We start from the raw sequence: 15,619 nt of genomic DNA, 5'->3' as shown, positions 1-15,619 counted from the left end.
CCGCTAGAACCAGTGCTGGCGGCGGCCCAGCACGAACGCACCCAGCCCCATCGCCACCAGCCCTGCAAGCGCTGCATAGAAGCCGGCATCGCCACTGTCGAAGAGCCCGGCACCGAAGTTCATGCCCAGTGCGCCGACGATGGTCGCCATCAACCCGGTCACCACGGTGACGAAGGTAAGCACCCGCATGGCCTGGTTGGTGCGCAATGCGGTCTGGTTGCTGAACAGCTCGAAGCTGCCCAGAACCTGGTCGCGCGCGTTCTCGACCATGTCCAGCGCACGTTCGAAACGCATGTTCAAGGCGTTGAAGTGACGGTCCGCCTCGCGCCCTTCGTCAGGCCGGAATTCCGGGCGTGACATCGCACCGAACACCACCCGGTGCGGTGCCAGCATGCGCCGCAGGCGCGACGCCCAGCGACGCAGGCGCTGCAGTTCCTTGAGCGCGTCACATGCGCCCTTGCCGAGGATGCTGACCTCCAGCCGTTCGATCGCCAGTTCGTGCTCGTCGATGGCCTTGAAATAGCTGCCCAGCAGGCGGTCGAGCACGGTGGCCACGAAGCTCTCCGCGCCGAGCACGCCCACCCTGCCCGGCTGCTGCGTGCGCATCTCCTCCAGGAACGCAACCGGCTCCCGGCGGAAGGTGACCACGCGGTCGGCACCGGCCACGCAGACCAGTACGACTCCGTTGACCCGGTCCTTGTTGTCGCCGCCGCCGGCAACCACCGCGCGCACCCAGAAGAAGGCCTCGTTCTGCCCGACCTCGGGCACGCTGCCGCCGTCCAGGAACGGGCGGGCGGCCTGCGGCAGCCTCCATGCCGCCCACACCGCATCGATCTGCTCATCCGAGGGATCGCACAGGTCGACCCATGCCAGCGTATCGCGCGCCGGCTGGCAGGCGGCCAGCGAGCACTGGCTGATCGCCTGCGCGTGTCCGCGCGCGTCGAACAGCCTGCAGAAGAAGCCGGCGCGCGCCGCTCCGGCCGCCTCGGCCGCATCACCATTGCCGCCGGCCGCCTGCATGACTACAGGTAATCCTGCCGCGCCTTCTCCGCGCGCGCCGCACCGATGGCGGTCTGCACGTCCTTCTGCTCTTCCGGCGGCGGCAGTACCGCGGGCATGCCCAGGCTGCGGATCCACAGTTCACGTGCCCATCCGCGCGTGTGATAGAGGTGATGGTCCTCCTGCGTCTCCACCGCGGCATGGGCCTGCGCGAGCAGCTCGGCGCGCGGCCCGCCCTGTTCGGCGACCTGGCCGATCAACTCCCAGTTCATGTGATCCTTGGTCTCGGCCAGCACGACGCATTCGGCCGCGACCAGCTCCGCGTCGGCGGGCTTGGCATTGGCCAGCGCCATTTCGATCGCCGCGACCAGCGACGCCCCCTGGTGGGCGACGACGTCGCGTCCCGGACTGGGGGTTTCCGGGTCCAGGCCCATCTCCTCGAACACGCGCATCAGGATCCGTTCGTGGTTGCGGGTTTCCTCGAGGTAGCCCTCCCACTCCTGCTGCAGGTCCTTGTTGCGTGCCGCACGGATGGCCGCGGTGTACACCTCGATGCCACCACGTTCGGTTTCCAGGGCCTGCAGCAGCAGTTCGCGGACCTGCGCCGCATGGATCTTGGAAGTCATGGATGTTCTCCTGGGCTGAGGAACGCCCGGTATAGACAGGCAACTGCAAGGAGGCCGTGATCGGGCGTGAAGCCGGCGTGGCCGCATGCGGACATGCATGCGTTGCAACGGGGGCGGGCCCTCGTCGCGCGACAGGCCCGCCCATTCCTTCACCCGACCACCAGCGACCAGGGAATTTCCGAGCCCTTGAACTTGTAGCGGAATCCCTCGCAGTCGATCTGCCTTGCCAGGTTGCCCTGGTCATCGGCCAGGGTGCTGATCTCGATCAGCGTGTTGGCCGCCACGGGCGCGCTCCTGGCGGGAATGCCCATGGTCTTGATGTCGGCCAGCTCCGTGGCGATGCGCCTGACCGGGCGGCGCTCTTGTCCCGGTCCCACCAGATAGAGTTGAACACCTTTCACAGCAAGATTTCCTCATGGTTGTTCCCGCCCCGGCATGCACCATTTAGCCTGCGCGAAGTGAAGCCATTGCGTGCGTGGCGCGGTCGTGGCGTGAAACCCTGAAACCGGTCACGAACCGGTGCCCCGTGGCTCCGTTGCCCATGATCCGTGCCAACGCATGCGCTGCGTCCGCCATGCAGTTCGCGCCGGGCACGCACGCGGCACCCGCTGCGCGTGCACATGGCCATCACCGATCTGCTGCATGGTCTTAATCGCACGCCAGCCATCATGGCCTCGGAGCACTTCCGCTCCGCGTGGAGAATCGACATGGACACCAGCAAGATGAAGCACTTCCTGCTCATGGGCATCGTCGCGGCCGCCAGCGCGGGTGCCATCACCACGGGCCATGCCGCCCCCCAGGCGCATGGCACGCAGGAACACGAATCGGCGCAACCCGGCAGCGACACCTGGATCACCACCAAGGTCAAGGCCGATCTTCTCGCCACCAAGGACATCCCCGGCATGGCGATCAAGGTCGAGACCGTCAATGGCGTCGTATCGTTGAGCGGCGAGGTGGACAGCAAGGTCGAAGCCGACAAGGCTGTCGCCGTCGCCAAGGGCATCAAGGGCGTCAGCCGCGTGGACAACCGGCTGGTGGTACGCGCCGGCAAGTGACTTAGCCGGGCGGCGCGTGGGCCCTGGCCGACGGCCGCCCGTGCATCTGCATCGGCGCCACGCCGCGCTTCGCATGCTGCGGCGTGGTTGCCACCGCTGGCCGGTCATGCCGGTGCCCGCAGCGCGGGGGCATACGCGACAGGGGCGCGTGCTTGGCACGCCTGCACATCGTCATGCGCGTGGCGGGCGGCCGGCGCGGCTGGCGGACGCGGCGCCGCCGCACGGATGACTGCGCCGGTGCAGCGCACTCATGCATCTGGTCTGCGTGGGTTGCGCCCGGACAGGCGCGCGGCAATGGGCGCCAGGTCCTGCCGGATCCGGTCGATGTCGCCCCAGGGATGCTGCTTCATCCGCTTCATCCGGCGTGGTTCCGAGGCGATGTCGTAGGCGTCTGCGCGCCGGACCCTGCCCAGCTCCTCCCAGCGCAATGGCATGGCCACCGGCGCGCCCGGCCGGGCCCGCAACGAGAACGACGCCACGCTGGTGGCACCCCGGCCGTTACGCAGGTAGTCGATGAAGATGCGCCCCTTGCGCTGGCGCTTGCTGGCCGTGGCCACGTAGGCCAGCCGATCGGCAGTCGCCATGGCTTCGGCGAAAGCACGCGCGAAGGCCTTCACCTGCGACCACTCGCAGGCCGGCCGCAGCGGCACCACCACGTGCAGGCCCTTGCCGCCGGAGATGCGCACGAAGGATTCCAGGCCCAGTTCGCGCAGGTGATCGCGCACCTGCCGGGCCGCTGCCACCACCCGGGCCCAGGCCACCCCCGGGCCAGGATCGAGATCGAACACGATGCGGTCAGCCAGGTCCGGCGCATCGGCCCGCGCGCCCCACGGATGGAACTCCAGCGCATTGAACTGCACCAGCTCGAGCAGCCCGGCCGCATCGCGCACCACGATGTAGTCCGCGCGGGTGCCGCCCTCCTCCTCGATCGGCACCGTGCCGACATGCCCGGTGCCGGGCGGCAGGTGTTTCTGGAAGAAACACGGTCGCTGGGTGCCCTGCGGACAGCGCACCACCGACACCGGCCTGTCGACGATCTCCGGCAGCAGCCACGGCAGCATGTCGCGGTAGTAGGCGAACACTTCCTGCTTGCGGATGCCGGCGTCTGGATACACCACGCGGCTGTGGCTGGTCAGCGCCACATCGGTGGCGGCAGCTGACGACCCGGGCATATGGTCAGGCATGCTGTGTTCCTCCGGTACTGGAACCGGCACCGCGGCGCGCAGCTCGGCCACGTTCCGGTCGGCGCGGATGGTCTTGAACGACGCCTGCCGCAGCAGGCCCTGATTGCCGGTGCCATGATGGAACACTTCCACCACCATGACCGGCTTCACCCATTGGACCCTGCCCGGCCCGACGGCCCCGGCGGTGATGGCCGGTAACGGTGTGTCGCGGGCAAGCGGCGACAGCCGCCGCACCAGTGCGTCGAGCGTGTGCTGGTTGAAGCCGCTTCCCACCCGGCCGGCATAGCGCCAGCCCCTGCGGCCCACGGGCGTGGCCAGCAGCAGCGCCCCCAGCCCACTGCGGCTGCCCTTGGGTGCGGTGAACCCAACCACCACGAACTCGTCGGACATGCGGTGCTTGACCTTGCGCCAGTGGTCGCCGCGACCGCTGCGGTAAGCCGCCGCGGCACGCTTGGAGATGATGCCCTCCAGGCCGCGTTCCACCGCCATGGCCAGGGCGCGCTGGCCATCGGCCACGTGCGAGCTGTACACCAGCGGCTGCGATGCCGATTCCAGCAGCGTGGCCAGCAACGCCTTGCGGTCGTCCTGGCGGCAGCCACGGACATCGACATCGCCCAGTTGCAGGATGTCGAACAGCACATAGGACAGGGGCGCGGCGCGCTCACCCGACAAGCTGGCCTGCAGCAGGCCGAAATCCTGCTGGCGTCCGGCCCCGGCCACCAGCTCGCCGTCCAGCACCGCCACGACATCGAGCGCCTGCAGGGCCTGCACGATCGCGGGCAGCCGCTGCGTCCATTCCAGCGCGTTGCGCGACCACAGCCGCACCCGGTCGCGGGCCAGCTGCGCGATCAGCCGATAGCCATCCCATTTGGCTTCGTGCAGCCAGCCGTCCCCGTCCGGCACCGCCTCCACCAGGGTGGCCAGCTGCGGCGCGTGGAATGCAGGTTCTGCGCGGGTGCGGCGGGCACCGGGCAGTTTGGCCGCGGCTGCCAACAGGCGCCGGCCCCGCGCCGGCACGGGGCGTGGTCGCTTGCCCGCGGCCGGCCCCCGCCCGGGCGGGGCAGCGTCCAGCAGGTCGTCCGCCTCCAGTGGGGCCGCGTATGCGTCGCGCGCCTTGAACAACAACCATTCCGGCTGCCGCCCACGTGCACCCGAACGCACCAGGTGCCATCCGCCCCTGAGCTTGCCGCCGAACAGCTGGAAGCGCAGGTGCCCGCTGGCCAATTGCTCCTCCGCATCGCCGTCGGTAGCCCAGGTGCCGTGGTCGAAGATCGCGACATGGCCGGCGCCATACTGGCCTGCGGGGATATCCCCTTCGAAATCCGCGTAGTCCAGCGGATGGTCTTCCACCTGGGCCGCCAGCCGCTTTACGGACGGGTCCAGGCTCGGCCCCTTCGGTACGGCCCAGCTGCGCAGGGTGCCGCCCACCTGCAGGCGGAAGTCGTAATGGCGATGGCTGGCGTGGTGCAGCTGCACCACGAAAACGGGGTGCATGCCGCGCGCGCGACGGCGGTCCACCGACGGCTCGGGGGTCCGGTCGAACCGGCGCTTGCGTCGATAGTCGTACAGACTCATCGCCGCTCCAGGCCCGGCGTTGGTGACATGGCAGGCAACGGCACCCCGCTGTTGCGCCGATGCCATGCATCCAGCTCAGCCTGGCCCAGGTCATCGGGCATGGTCTCCAGCAGCACGCAGGCGTCCAGTACATCGCGCAGCACGCCCAGCGGCGTGCCAGGCACCGCCGGCGGCCAGTACGCGACCGCGCCGAACCGCTCGACCATTGCCTGCACGTGGTGCTGCAGGTCTGCCCCTGCCTGCAACAGGCGCTGGCGTACCCAGCCGCGCAGCGGGGCGTGCGCCACGAAGCCCTGCGCGACCTGCGCATCGCGCCAGCCGGCCAGTGCCGACAGCGCGCCGCGGGCCCACTCGGTGCGGCCGCCCGCGCGCGCGGGGACCAGCAGCGGCGCCGGCGCGGCATGCGCCCGCAGCTGGCGCTTGAGCGTGGTTTCCCATGTCCGCGCCTCGGCCACGGTGGCGGCCTCCAGCAGCCAGCCGGCATCCAGGTCGAAGAATTCGTAGTAGCGTGAAGAGAACGCCTGCATTCGCACCAGCGGATCACCGGCGATGCTCAGCTTGGCGTGGTCCTCATTCGCGCAGGGCAGCACGTAAAGGAAAGTCGTGCCATAGACCCGCCGGCCGATGCTGCCGACTGGAATCAAGCGACGGCCGCCGCCCATGCTCAGGGCGCCGCCTTCCGGCGCGTGGACGTGCCTGCCTTCTTCGCGGCGGACCTGCGGGGTGCCGCCTTCTTCGCCGGTTTCCGCTTGCCGGCAGGCGTGCGCTTGTTCTCTTCCAGGCTTTTCTGCAGCAGCGCCATGAAATCGACGACGTTGGTGGTGGCATCCTCCGGCTCGGTGTGTTCGTCGATGATCCGGGTGGTGGCGCCCTTGGCCTTCAGGCGCTTGCGGATGATCGCCTCGAGCCGGCCACGGAACTCGTCCTGGTAATCGTCCGCACGCCACGGCACCGACATCGATTCGATCAGGCTCGCAGCCACCTCCGTCTCGCGCCTGGAGATACGGTAGTCGGCAGGCTTGCCCCCGGGCAGCCTGTACTCGGCCGGGTCCACCAGTTCCTGCGGATAACGCAGCATCATCAACAGCAGCGCCTCGCCCTCGGGCACCACCGCGCACAGGTACTCGCGGGTGCGGATGACAACGCGCGCGATGCCGGCCCTGCCGGTGTCGCGCAGCGTCTCGCGCAGCAGCACGTAGCCCTCCTCCGCCTTCTTGCCGGGAACGATCACATACGGCTTTTCATAGAAGCGCACGCTGATCTCGTCGCGCTCGACGAACGCTTCCACGTCGATGGAGTCGTGGGTCTGCGGCGCAGCCGAGGCGATGTCCTCCTTTTCCACCACGACATAGCTGCCCTTGTCGTACTCGAATGCCTTGACGATATCCTTCCATGGCACTTCCTCGCCGGTTTCGGCATTGACCCGTTCGAAGCGGATCGGCTTGCGGTCACGCGAGTCGAGCATGCGGAAGCTGATGTCCACCCGGCGCTCGCCGCTCATCAGCGACACCGGGACGTTCAACAGGCCGAAAGACAGGGTTCCCGTCCAGATCGGACGCGCCATGGCGTGCATACCGTTGTGAACTGGCGACAACGCTGGCCAATACCGGCTAAAGCAGGCGTGAAGAACCGCCCCGGCACGTTCACGCCCGTACCGGGAATATCCCGCGGACTTCACGCGAGCGGGCCACCGGCGCCAGCAGCGAATGCGCCACCACCGCCAGTGCATCGCGCTTGCGCCGTACGCTGATCGCGGCCACGCAGTCGGCCGGCACCCACAGCCCGAATTCATGCATCTTGGCATCCTGCGCGGTCACAAGCACGCACGAATCGGCGGCAATCCCGGTCAGCACCAGCCGGCGGACGCCCAGCTTGCGCAGCAGGATCGCCAGCGGCGTGGCATGGAATGCCGAGTGCTTGGGCTTGAGCACGTGGTAATCACCCGGCCGTGGCGACAGCCGCTCCACCGTGGCTGCGGCATGGCCACCGGCTTTGGCGCAGGCTTCGACCAGGTCGCCGAACTGTCCCTGCCAGCGGGCGAAGTTGTCGTTGACATGGATCACCGGCTGCGATGCCGCATCGAACCGCCGGCGCAGGTCGGCGATCGGCCGGCAGATCGCGACGGCGCGTGCGCCGAGCGCGTCGCCGCCTTCGAAGTCGAACAGGTTGACCATGTCCAGGATGATCAGCGCGGTTGCGTTGGCCTTGCCGGTCGCCATGCTCGCCCTGCCGCACTCAGCCGCGCGGGCCGCCCATGACCGGCAGGACCACGCCGCTTATGTAGCTGGCGGTCACCGGCGAAGCCAGGAACACGTAAGCCGGCGACACCTCCTCGGGCTGCGCCGGCCGCCCCATGTCGCTGTCGCCGCCAAACCGGGCGACATCGCCGGCATCCTTGTCCGCCGGGTTCAGCGGCGTCCACACCGGGCCCGGCGCGACGCAGTTGACGCGGATGCCACGGGGCAGCAGTTGCGCCGCCAGGGACAGGGTAAGGGCATGGATCGCGCCCTTGGTCGCCGAATAGTCGATCAGCGACGGACTGCCGAACAGCGCGGTCTCCGAACCGGTGTTGATGATGCTGCCACCCTGGCCCAGGTAAGGCAGCACCGCGCGCGCCATGTGGATATAGCCGGCGATGTTGGTCTGCAGGGTCTCCTGCAGGTGCAGATCGCCCAGATCCTCGAGCCGGTGGCAATGCAGCTGGAAGGCCGCATTGTTGACCAGGATGTCGATGCCGCCCAGCGCCCGGTCCGCCTGCCGCGCGGCCTGGTCGCAGAATGCAGGGTCACGCACGTCACCGCTGATGGCGATGCAGCGCCGGCCCTCTTTCTCGACCGCGGCGCACGTGGCCCGCGCATCCTCGTGCTCGTCCAGGTACAGGATCGCCACGTCGGCACCTTCGCGCGCGAACAGGACGGCCACTGCCCGGCCGATGCCCGAATCGCCCCCGGTGACCAGTGCGCGCATGCCCTGCAGTTTGCCGCTGCCGCGGTAAGCGGGTGCCTGGTAGCGTGGCGGCAGCTGCAGTTCATGCTCGTTGCCCGGCTTGTCCAGGTGCTGTGCCGGCATCTTCGCCGGTTGCCGGCGGACGCCGGCCTGGACGCCTCCATCGGAGGATGCGGGCTTGCCCGCGCCCTGCCTGCGGGCCTGTGTCTGCAGTGCGCGCTGCCGCGCGGCGGTGGTATCCGCGCCTGCCCCGGCGGTCTTCGCGCGGCCCTTGCCGGGTTGCACCGAGGCCGGGGATTTCCTGCTGCCGGATGTCTTCCTGCCAGTAGCCATGGATCATGCTCCTTGTACGGGTATGGAGGGCTATCAGGCATTCATGCGGCCGCGTGGCGGGCGCAGTGTTCGCAACAATGGACCACGCCGGCGGACTCGATGCCATGGCCGATCACCGCGCATCGGCAATGCGCGCAGCGCGGCGCCATGGCATGGATCGCGCATTCAAACGAATCGAAGGTGCCGGTGACGGCCCCTTGGGTCACCGTGAAACTGTTGGCATATTCATTTCCACAGACGTCGCAGGTCGCCATGGCCATGTCCTCGATGCAGATGGAGTGCTGATTGTCCGCAGCGCCGCCGCTGCCCGGCCGTGAAAGGACGTGGACGCCATGTGCATGAGGGGGCCGTCAGCGGTGGCATGCGCGCAGCAGGCGCAACGCGGCCGTCTCCAGCTGGCGTATGCCACGAAGTGCGCGCAGGGGTTCAAGCCGGCCGGCGCGCCAGGCATCGAATACGCAGGGATCTATGTAGGACGCGCGACACACCGCCGGAGTGTTGCCGAGAGTGGCCGCCACCGATGCGACCACCTGGTTCTGCATCGCGGTGCAGTGCGTCGCACTGGCATCCGCAGGCAGTGGCAACCGCGCCAGTTCCATCAGGGCGGTCAGGGTTGCTCCCCATGTGCGGAAGTCCTTGGCGCTGAACGCAGCGCCGGTCGCCTGCCGCAGGTAAGCGTTGATATCGCCGGAATCGACCGGCCGCACCTGGCCGTCGTCGTCCAGGTACTGGAACAGCATCTTGCCGGGCAGGTCATGGCAACGCCGGATCAATCCCACCAGCCGGGCGTCGTCGATGTGCAGCACGTGCACGCGGCCTGACTTGCCGGCGAACCGTATCTGCGCGACGCGCTTTGCCGGCAGGCGCACGTGGCGGGTGCGCAGCGTGGTCAGGCCGTAGGAGCGATTGCTGCGCGCATAGGCCGCATTGCCGACCCGCGCATACGTCCGGCCCATCACCGATACGACCAGGGCCAGGACCTTCTCGCGTGGAAGCCCGCTCAATGCCAGGTGCCGACGCACCTGCCTGCGCAGCGCCGGCAGTGCCTTCCCGAACGCCAGGATGCGATCGAACTTATCCGTACCACGCCGCCGCACCCAGTCCGGGTGGTAGCGGTACTGCTTGCGCCCGCGCGCGTCGCGACCGGTCGCCTGCAGGTGCCCGTCGGCGCTGGCGCAGATCCAGACGTCCCTATAGGCCGGCGGGATTGCCAGCTGGCGGATCCGCTGCAGGGTCTGGCGGTCGCGCACCGTCGCACCATCGGCGTCAACGTAGCGGAATCCCTTTCCGGCGCGCAGCCTCACGATGCCCGGTTGCCGGTCATGGACGTGGCGCAGGCGGCTCTCACCCATGGCCTGGCCCGATCATGGAAACCCATCGCGCAGGCATGGCCGCATGGCGATCCAGCACGCCGCTCACCAGGGCGGAATGACCATCACGAGTACCAGCAGCAGCACCACGGCGCCTATGAGCACCATCCAATGACCACGTTTCATCCGGACATCACCTCGCAAGCAACAATCGATCCACGGCCGCCGCGCCGCATGCGGTCCCGTGTGGATACCGGGCACACCACCGCTTCCCTTGCGCGCGGCAATACCGATGACCCATGCCCGGAACCGGAATGGAACGCGCGGCAGGACCTACAGGCATCCTCTCCGGCACTCCGTCGCAGGCACCGTGCGCAGACACTCAGTACAGGGCCGACGCGCTGGACCAGAGCGACTGCGCCGTGACCGCCGCAAGCGCCCCCAGCGACATGTAGACAACGGCTGACAGACTCCGGGAGAGCAACCGCCTCATCACCCTTCTCCTGCGATACGGCCGGGCTACAGTCATAACGCCCGCTGCGTGACCGGCGCGGGAAGATCGGTGCAGATGTCGTGAACACGGCGCTTCAATGGCCTGCCGCGATCACGCCGCAGGAATCACCGGCATGCCACCGGTAACACCCTGGCTACTGAGCACCGACTACCTGCATGCGCGCACGGGGCGGTGACTGCTCCTACCGCGTCCCGGCATCGGCCGGGGGCACGTGCCCAGGCAGGAGATCCGCAACGCGCACGAGCGCCCATCCCCCCCACCAGCTGATGATGGGCGGCCAGGTGCGCGTCCGACGGCAGTGGTGGACGCGGCGTCCCGGACTGCCCTTGGCGGGCGTCCCGCTGCAGGGAACAGCCCATGCCGGGGATACCGGCATCCGCATGACGGGTCCGCCTTGCCGGTTGGCAGTTGCCGCTCAAGGCTGCTCTTACCAGCAGGCTTCGTGGACCCGGTTGTCCCAATGGCTGGAAAGCGCGAAGCCCCGCTTCAGCCCTGCTTTGCGGAACGCCGCATCGCGCCCTTTCCGCGCGCTCGCACAGGCATTTTCCGCGGGGCGCGCATTGCGCCGCGCAGGGGCGGTGCGCCGGGACCGCGGTGCGGCGCGCGTGGCCGGCCGAGGCACTGCGGGCGGACCCGCCGTCTGCAGCCGCCGCTGCACGGTCCAGACCTTCACCGGCGGCCCGGCGCATGGCTGGGACTGATAGGCCACCTGGCCGCCATCGAGGCACTTGAACACCTGCAGCGGCACCACGTGCGGCGCGCTGGCCGCCACCAGCAGTAACAGGAATCCAACTTTCGCCATCACCGGTTCCGTTCAGGCTGTCCGGACCCCATCATCGCGTCGGGCATGGGCGGGAAACATCAGCGGCACATCCCTGCCGGGGTCGTCACGCTGCCCTGTTCGAGGTCGGACAACCGGCCATGCGCGCATGGAGTTTTTTTTTCACAAATGGCTTGCTCGGCCCGAAAAGCCGGGCTATCATTTCTTTCTCGGCAACAACGCAACAACGGGGCCATAGCTCAGCTGGGAGAGCGCCTGCATGGCATGCAGGAGGTCAGCGGTTCGATCCCGCTTGGCTCCACCAAATCCGGACATTAGGCCGTCTGGAAAGCCGAAAAAACTTGATGAAGTTTACGCGTCCCCATCGTCTAGAGGCCTAGGACATCACCCTTTCACGGTGGCGACCGGGGTTCGAATCCCCGTGGGGACGCCATTCATCGAAAACAAAGACCCCGGTTTCACAAGGGTCTTTTTTGTTGGAGACATTGCCCTGCCCAACAGGCAATGAGGAAGAGAAAAAGCTTCCACTCCGACAAAGAGTCCGGTAATATTCCGCGCTCGAAAATTTGGATACGGGGCCATAGCTCAGCTGGGAGAGCGCCTGCATGGCATGCAGGAGGTCAGCGGTTCGATCCCGCTTGGCTCCACCAAATCCGGACATTAGGCCGTTCGGATTGATTGACAACGAAGCATACGCGTCCCCATCGTCTAGAGGCCTAGGACATCACCCTTTCACGGTGGCGACCGGGGTTCGAATCCCCGTGGGGACGCCAATTCAAGGAAGCTCTGCCCAGGCAGGGCTTTTTTGTTGCCCGCAAGAAGAGGCGCTCGCCCTGATCCGGCCTGCAGCCCCACTCATTGCGGCCGCAGGGCCTTGGCCAGGGCCCGGCGCAGGTCGCTCCCGGTATAGGGCTTGGCCAGCGTCACGCCGGCATCGAATATCCCGGGCAGCCGCGATGCATCCATCCCGGTCGCGACCAGGAACGGGATCCCGCGCCCGGCGAGTACCTCGGCAACCGGCGTACTGTCTTCGTCGTCGGCCAGGCAAAAATCGAGCAACGCCAGTTGCGGGTGCAGCACATCGATCATGTCCAGCGCGGACCGCACGGTTTCGGCCACGCCCACGACGTGCAATCCCTCGCGCTCGAGCTGCAACTGCAGCAGCGTCGCGTTCAAGTCGTCGTTCTCCACGATCATCACACGCATGGAGTGCAGCGAATCCATCGCCATCCCTTGCTCACGGATGACGGAAGTATAGCCATCCGGGCCCCGGGTTACTTTGCGAAAACCGCCGCCAAGGCCTGCCCAACCCCCAAGCCCTCCGTTATACTTGCGCCCCTGCCAGCCGAAGTGGCGGAATCGGTAGACGCAGCGGACTCAAAATCCGCCGCCCTTAAAAGCGTGTGGGTTCGAGTCCCACCTTCGGCACCAGCACAGCAAAGGCCAGGCAGCGATGCCTGGCCTTTTTGCGTTCGTACGTCATTCCCGCTGGACGAGCGTCGCAGGAAGGCCCCAGGCAACGGGGCCTTCCTCGCCGCGATCTCCACGGAGGTCAGCGCCGGATCAGTTGCGGCGTGCGCGTGCGAACGCCTCGGCCAGCGCATTGTTGGCCGGTGGTGCCGAACTGCCCGGGCGCGTGCCCCGCGACGGTTCGCCACGCCCACTATCACGGCGCCCCGCCGTACCCCGCCCCGCACCCTGCTCCGCGCCCTTGTCGGCGCGCCTGGCCGGTGCCGGGCTGTCGTCCAGGCGCCGGGTCAACGCGATGCGCTTGCGCGCGACATCGACCTCCAGCACCTTCACCTTGACGATATCGCCGGCCTTGACCACGTCGCGCGGATCCTTGACGAAAGTGTCCGACAGCGCGGAGATGTGGATCAGGCCGTCCTGGTGCACGCCGATGTCGACGAACGCGCCGAAGGCGGCCACGTTGCTGACCACCCCTTCCAGCACCATGCCCTCGCGCAGGTCCTTGATGTCTTCCACGCCATCGGCGAAACGCGCCGCCTTGAACTCGGGACGCGGATCGCGGCCGGGCTTTTCCAGTTCCTTCAGGATGTCGCGCACGGTCGGCACGCCGAAGGTCTCGTCGGTGAACTGCTCGGCCTTGAGCCCACGCAGGAAGCTGCCGTCGCCCAGCAGTGTCTTGATCGGCCGCTGCGCCGCGGCGACGATGCGCTCGACCACCGGATAGGCCTCCGGGTGCACGGCCGAGGCATCCAGCGGCTCGTCGCCATCGGCGATGCGCAGGAAGCCGGCGCATTGTTCGAAGGTCTTGTCGCCCAGGCGCGGCACCTTGAGCAGGTCGCGGCGGCGCCGGAACGGGCCGTTCTCGTCGCGATGGCGGACGATGTTCTCGGCCACCGTCGACGACAGGCCCGACACCCGCGACAACAGCGCGGCCGAAGCGGTGTTGACGAACACGCCCACCGCGTTGACGCAATCCTCCACGCGCGCGTCCAGCGCCTTGGCCAGGCGGAACTGGTCCACGTCGTGCTGGTACTGGCCGACACCGATCGCCTTGGGCTCGATCTTGACCAGTTCCGCCAGCGGATCCTGCAGGCGCCGCGCGATCGATACGGCCCCGCGCAGCGACACGTCGAGGCCGGGGAACTCGCGGGCCGCGAGCTCGGACGCCGAGTACACCGAGGCGCCGGCCTCACTGACCACGACCTTCTGCAGCTTCGGATTGTCGCAGGCCTTGATGACCTCACCGGCGAGCTTGTCGGTTTCGCGGCTGGCGGTGCCGTTGCCGATGGCGATCAGCTCGACGTTGTGCCGGGCGCATAGCAGCCTGAGCGTCTGCAGCGATTGTTCCCACTGGCGCCTGGGTTCGTGCGGATAGATCGTCTCGGTCGCCAGCAGCTTGCCGGTGGCATCGACCACGGCGACCTTGCAGCCGGTGCGGATGCCCGGGTCCAGCCCGAGCACGGTCCTGGGACCGGCCGGCGCGGCCAGCAGCAGGTCCTTGAGGTTGTCGCCGAACACCGCGATGGCTTCGGCCTCGGCCTTCTCGCGGGCCTGGTTGAACAGGTCCAGCAGCAGGTGCATGTGCAGCTTCGCGCGCCAGGTCAGGCGACAGGCGTCCAGCAGCCAGCGGTCCGCGGCGCGGCCCTGGTCGGCGACGCCGGCGCTGCGCGCCACCCGGCCTTCGGCGTACTGGTGGCCTGCGTCCGCATCGCTGCCCGGATCCAGTTCGAGGAACAGGATTTCCTCGCGGCGCGCGCGGAACAGTGCCAGCAGCCGGTGCGAGGGAATCTTCGCCAGCGACTCGGCATGCTCGAAGTAATCGCGGTACTTGGCGCCTTCGGTTTCCTTGCCTTCGGCGACGCGGGCACGGATCACCCCGACCTCACCCAGCCACTGGCGCAGCTCGCCGACCAGCGCCGCGTCCTCGCCCCAGCGTTCCATCAGGATCGCGCGCGCGCCTTCCAGCGCGGCCTTGGCATCGGCCACGCCCTTGTCGGCATCGACGAAACCGGCGGCGAAGGCCTGCGGATCCCGGGTCGGGTCTGCGAGCAGGCCGTCGGCCAGCGGTTCCAGCCCGGCTTCGCGGGCGATCTGCGCGCGGGTGCGGCGCTTGGGCTTGTACGGCAGGTAGAGGTCCTCCAGCCGCGACTTGGTGTCGGCAGCCAGGATCTCGTTGCGCAGCTCGTCGCTCAGCTTGCCCTGTTCCTCGATGCTGGCAAGCACCGCGGCACGGCGGTCTTCCAGTTCGCGCAGGTAGGTCAGGCGCACTTCCAGGTTGCGCAGCTGGGTGTCGTCCAGTCCGCCGGTGACTTCCTTGCGGTAGCGGGCGATGAACGGAACGCTGGCGCCTTCATCGAGCAGCGCGATGGCGGCCTTGGCCTGTGCGGGCTGGGCGCCGATCTCGTCGGCGATGGTCTGCGCGATCTGCTGCGCGAGCTTGCTGTCTTGCATGGATTCCAGGGGCTACCGCTACTCGGGAAGCCCGCATTCTGGCAGCGCGTCCCGGGAGGGGAAAGCCATTGACAGCCCGGCCCGGGGTTGCTTCGTGCCGGTGTCGGCAGACGACCGGCGCAGCTGCCGGCGCGCTTAGCCCAGATGCCGGTTCAGGCGCTGGAAGGCAATGTCGTCGCGCAGGCTCTCCAGCACCATCACCCGCACCCTGCCCTTGCCGCTGACGTCCATCATCCGCTCCACGTAGATCTCAGGGCCAGCGTCGGTGTCCCTGCGGGTCTTGCTGAAGCCATAGGGCACCACGCCCTTCTCGCCATCCTTGCTGCCACCGATATAAAGAACGACTGCCATGGTGACCCGTACTCCTGTTGCGTC

15 protein-coding genes and 5 tRNA genes are annotated in these 15,619 nt (G+C 68.0%); 6 read left to right on the top strand and 14 right to left on the bottom strand.

Annotated features, from left to right (window positions below; genetic code table 11):
- Positions 1-3: 3 nt before the first annotated feature.
- The 3 genes from ABB33_RS11040 to ABB33_RS11030 all read right to left on the bottom strand — a co-directional run bounded on the left by ABB33_RS11040 (position 4) and on the right by ABB33_RS11030 (position 2,026).
- Positions 4-1,020, bottom strand: a complete 1,017-nt coding sequence (locus tag ABB33_RS11040) for a magnesium transporter CorA family protein (protein WP_056932141.1) — start codon at positions 1,018-1,020, stop codon at positions 4-6.
- A gap of 2 nt (positions 1,021-1,022) precedes the next feature.
- Complete coding sequence (locus ABB33_RS11035; protein ID WP_056932140.1) at positions 1,023-1,625, bottom strand: hypothetical protein; 603 nt, start codon at positions 1,623-1,625, stop codon at positions 1,023-1,025.
- Positions 1,626-1,774: 149 nt separating this feature from the next.
- On the bottom strand, positions 1,775-2,026 hold the full coding sequence (locus ABB33_RS11030; RefSeq protein ID WP_152985049.1) for a hypothetical protein: 252 nt from the start codon (positions 2,024-2,026) through the stop codon (positions 1,775-1,777).
- 339 nt (positions 2,027-2,365) lie between these two features.
- On the opposite strand from ABB33_RS11030, the gene ABB33_RS11025 reads away from it, so the two are divergent.
- Positions 2,366-2,680, top strand: coding sequence for a BON domain-containing protein (locus ABB33_RS11025; RefSeq protein ID WP_380610396.1), 315 nt, complete (start codon positions 2,366-2,368; stop codon positions 2,678-2,680).
- Positions 2,681-2,928: 248 nt separating this feature from the next.
- Here ABB33_RS11025 and ligD read toward each other — a convergent pair whose 3' ends face one another.
- The 8 genes from ligD to ABB33_RS10985 form a co-directional block, all read right to left on the bottom strand.
- Positions 2,929-5,439 carry a DNA ligase D gene (gene ligD / locus ABB33_RS11020; protein WP_056932138.1) on the bottom strand — a complete coding sequence of 837 codons (2,511 nt, stop codon included), beginning with the start codon at positions 5,437-5,439 and terminating at the stop codon, positions 2,929-2,931.
- Positions 5,436-6,101, bottom strand: coding sequence for a hypothetical protein (locus tag ABB33_RS11015; RefSeq protein WP_056932137.1), 666 nt, complete (start codon positions 6,099-6,101; stop codon positions 5,436-5,438). Before ABB33_RS11015 ends, ligD begins: the two co-directional genes overlap by 4 nt.
- A 2-nt stretch (positions 6,102-6,103) precedes the next feature.
- On the bottom strand, positions 6,104-7,003 hold the full coding sequence (ku, locus tag ABB33_RS11010; RefSeq protein ID WP_056932136.1) for a non-homologous end joining protein Ku: 900 nt from the start codon (positions 7,001-7,003) through the stop codon (positions 6,104-6,106).
- A 79-nt stretch (positions 7,004-7,082) separates the two neighbouring features.
- Positions 7,083-7,658 carry a cysteine hydrolase family protein gene (locus ABB33_RS11005; protein ID WP_056932135.1) on the bottom strand — a complete coding sequence of 192 codons (576 nt, stop codon included), beginning with the start codon at positions 7,656-7,658 and terminating at the stop codon, positions 7,083-7,085.
- A gap of 16 nt (positions 7,659-7,674) precedes the next feature.
- Positions 7,675-8,718, bottom strand: a complete 1,044-nt coding sequence (locus ABB33_RS11000; RefSeq protein ID WP_056932134.1) for an SDR family oxidoreductase — start codon at positions 8,716-8,718, stop codon at positions 7,675-7,677.
- A 41-nt stretch (positions 8,719-8,759) separates the two neighbouring features.
- A complete protein-coding gene (locus ABB33_RS18225; protein ID WP_054668664.1) occupies positions 8,760-8,972 on the bottom strand; it encodes a hypothetical protein in 213 nt (70 codons plus the stop codon).
- 96 nt (positions 8,973-9,068) lie between these two features.
- The gene (locus tag ABB33_RS10990) at positions 9,069-10,070 is read right to left on the bottom strand and encodes a DNA topoisomerase IB (RefSeq protein ID WP_056932132.1); all 1,002 of its coding nucleotides are present in this window, start codon (positions 10,068-10,070) and stop codon (positions 9,069-9,071) included.
- An 899-nt stretch (positions 10,071-10,969) separates the two neighbouring features.
- Complete coding sequence (locus tag ABB33_RS10985; RefSeq protein ID WP_056932131.1) at positions 10,970-11,344, bottom strand: hypothetical protein; 375 nt, start codon at positions 11,342-11,344, stop codon at positions 10,970-10,972.
- A gap of 207 nt (positions 11,345-11,551) precedes the next feature.
- Here ABB33_RS10985 and ABB33_RS10980 point away from each other — a divergent pair.
- The 4 genes from ABB33_RS10980 (at position 11,552) to ABB33_RS10965 (ending at position 12,096) form a co-directional block, all read left to right on the top strand.
- Positions 11,552-11,627 (top strand) — tRNA-Ala (locus ABB33_RS10980).
- Positions 11,628-11,680: 53 nt separating this feature from the next.
- A tRNA-Glu gene (locus ABB33_RS10975) sits at positions 11,681-11,756 on the top strand.
- A gap of 141 nt (positions 11,757-11,897) precedes the next feature.
- Positions 11,898-11,973: transfer RNA gene (locus ABB33_RS10970), tRNA-Ala, on the top strand.
- Between the two features lie 47 nt (positions 11,974-12,020).
- A tRNA-Glu gene (locus ABB33_RS10965) sits at positions 12,021-12,096 on the top strand.
- 82 nt (positions 12,097-12,178) lie between these two features.
- Here the strand turns inward: ABB33_RS10965 and ABB33_RS10960 are convergent.
- On the bottom strand, positions 12,179-12,547 hold the full coding sequence (locus ABB33_RS10960; RefSeq protein ID WP_056932149.1) for a response regulator: 369 nt from the start codon (positions 12,545-12,547) through the stop codon (positions 12,179-12,181).
- 120 nt (positions 12,548-12,667) lie between these two features.
- On the opposite strand from ABB33_RS10960, the gene ABB33_RS10955 reads away from it, so the two are divergent.
- Positions 12,668-12,754, top strand: a tRNA-Leu gene (locus ABB33_RS10955).
- A gap of 132 nt (positions 12,755-12,886) precedes the next feature.
- Here the strand turns inward: ABB33_RS10955 and ABB33_RS10950 are convergent.
- Together ABB33_RS10950 and ABB33_RS10945 are read right to left on the bottom strand one after the other, a co-directional pair.
- Positions 12,887-15,244 (bottom strand): Tex family protein, encoded by a 2,358-nt coding sequence (locus ABB33_RS10950; protein WP_056932130.1) that lies wholly within the window; start codon positions 15,242-15,244, stop codon positions 12,887-12,889.
- Positions 15,245-15,379: 135 nt separating this feature from the next.
- Complete coding sequence (locus tag ABB33_RS10945) at positions 15,380-15,595, bottom strand: hypothetical protein (protein WP_054665407.1); 216 nt, start codon at positions 15,593-15,595, stop codon at positions 15,380-15,382.
- Between the last annotated feature and the right edge of the window lie 24 nt (positions 15,596-15,619).

This window comes from Stenotrophomonas acidaminiphila, assembly GCF_001431595.1.
GTDB classification, from domain to species: Bacteria; Pseudomonadota; Gammaproteobacteria; order Xanthomonadales; family Xanthomonadaceae; genus Stenotrophomonas; species Stenotrophomonas acidaminiphila.
Note: the sequence above shows the minus strand (reverse complement) of the source record. Positions and strands in the feature narration are given on the sequence as shown.

What these genes read in the sequence shown, in the direction of transcription:
- ABB33_RS11025 (WP_380610396.1), top strand. Translation starts at nt 2,366, where the DNA reads ATGGGCATCGTCGCGGCCGCCAGCGCGGGTGCCATCACCACGGGCCAT.
- ABB33_RS10985 (WP_056932131.1), bottom strand. Translation starts at nt 11,344, where the DNA reads ATGGCGAAAGTTGGATTCCTGTTACTGCTGGTGGCGGCCAGCGCGCCG.
- ABB33_RS18225 (WP_054668664.1), bottom strand. Translation starts at nt 8,972, where the DNA reads ATGGCGACCTGCGACGTCTGTGGAAATGAATATGCCAACAGTTTCACG.
- ABB33_RS11040 (WP_056932141.1), bottom strand. Translation starts at nt 1,020, where the DNA reads ATGCAGGCGGCCGGCGGCAATGGTGATGCGGCCGAGGCGGCCGGAGCG.
- ABB33_RS10990 (WP_056932132.1), bottom strand. Translation starts at nt 10,070, where the DNA reads ATGGGTGAGAGCCGCCTGCGCCACGTCCATGACCGGCAACCGGGCATC.
- ABB33_RS10950 (WP_056932130.1), bottom strand. Translation starts at nt 15,244, where the DNA reads ATGCAAGACAGCAAGCTCGCGCAGCAGATCGCGCAGACCATCGCCGAC.
- ABB33_RS10960 (WP_056932149.1), bottom strand. Translation starts at nt 12,547, where the DNA reads ATGGATTCGCTGCACTCCATGCGTGTGATGATCGTGGAGAACGACGAC.
- ABB33_RS11000 (WP_056932134.1), bottom strand. Translation starts at nt 8,718, where the DNA reads ATGGCTACTGGCAGGAAGACATCCGGCAGCAGGAAATCCCCGGCCTCG.
- ABB33_RS11035 (WP_056932140.1), bottom strand. Translation starts at nt 1,625, where the DNA reads ATGACTTCCAAGATCCATGCGGCGCAGGTCCGCGAACTGCTGCTGCAG.
- ABB33_RS11015 (WP_056932137.1), bottom strand. Translation starts at nt 6,101, where the DNA reads ATGGGCGGCGGCCGTCGCTTGATTCCAGTCGGCAGCATCGGCCGGCGG.
- ku (WP_056932136.1), bottom strand. Translation starts at nt 7,003, where the DNA reads ATGGCGCGTCCGATCTGGACGGGAACCCTGTCTTTCGGCCTGTTGAAC.
- ligD (WP_056932138.1), bottom strand. Translation starts at nt 5,439, where the DNA reads ATGAGTCTGTACGACTATCGACGCAAGCGCCGGTTCGACCGGACCCCC.
- ABB33_RS11005 (WP_056932135.1), bottom strand. Translation starts at nt 7,658, where the DNA reads ATGGCGACCGGCAAGGCCAACGCAACCGCGCTGATCATCCTGGACATG.
- ABB33_RS10945 (WP_054665407.1), bottom strand. Translation starts at nt 15,595, where the DNA reads ATGGCAGTCGTTCTTTATATCGGTGGCAGCAAGGATGGCGAGAAGGGC.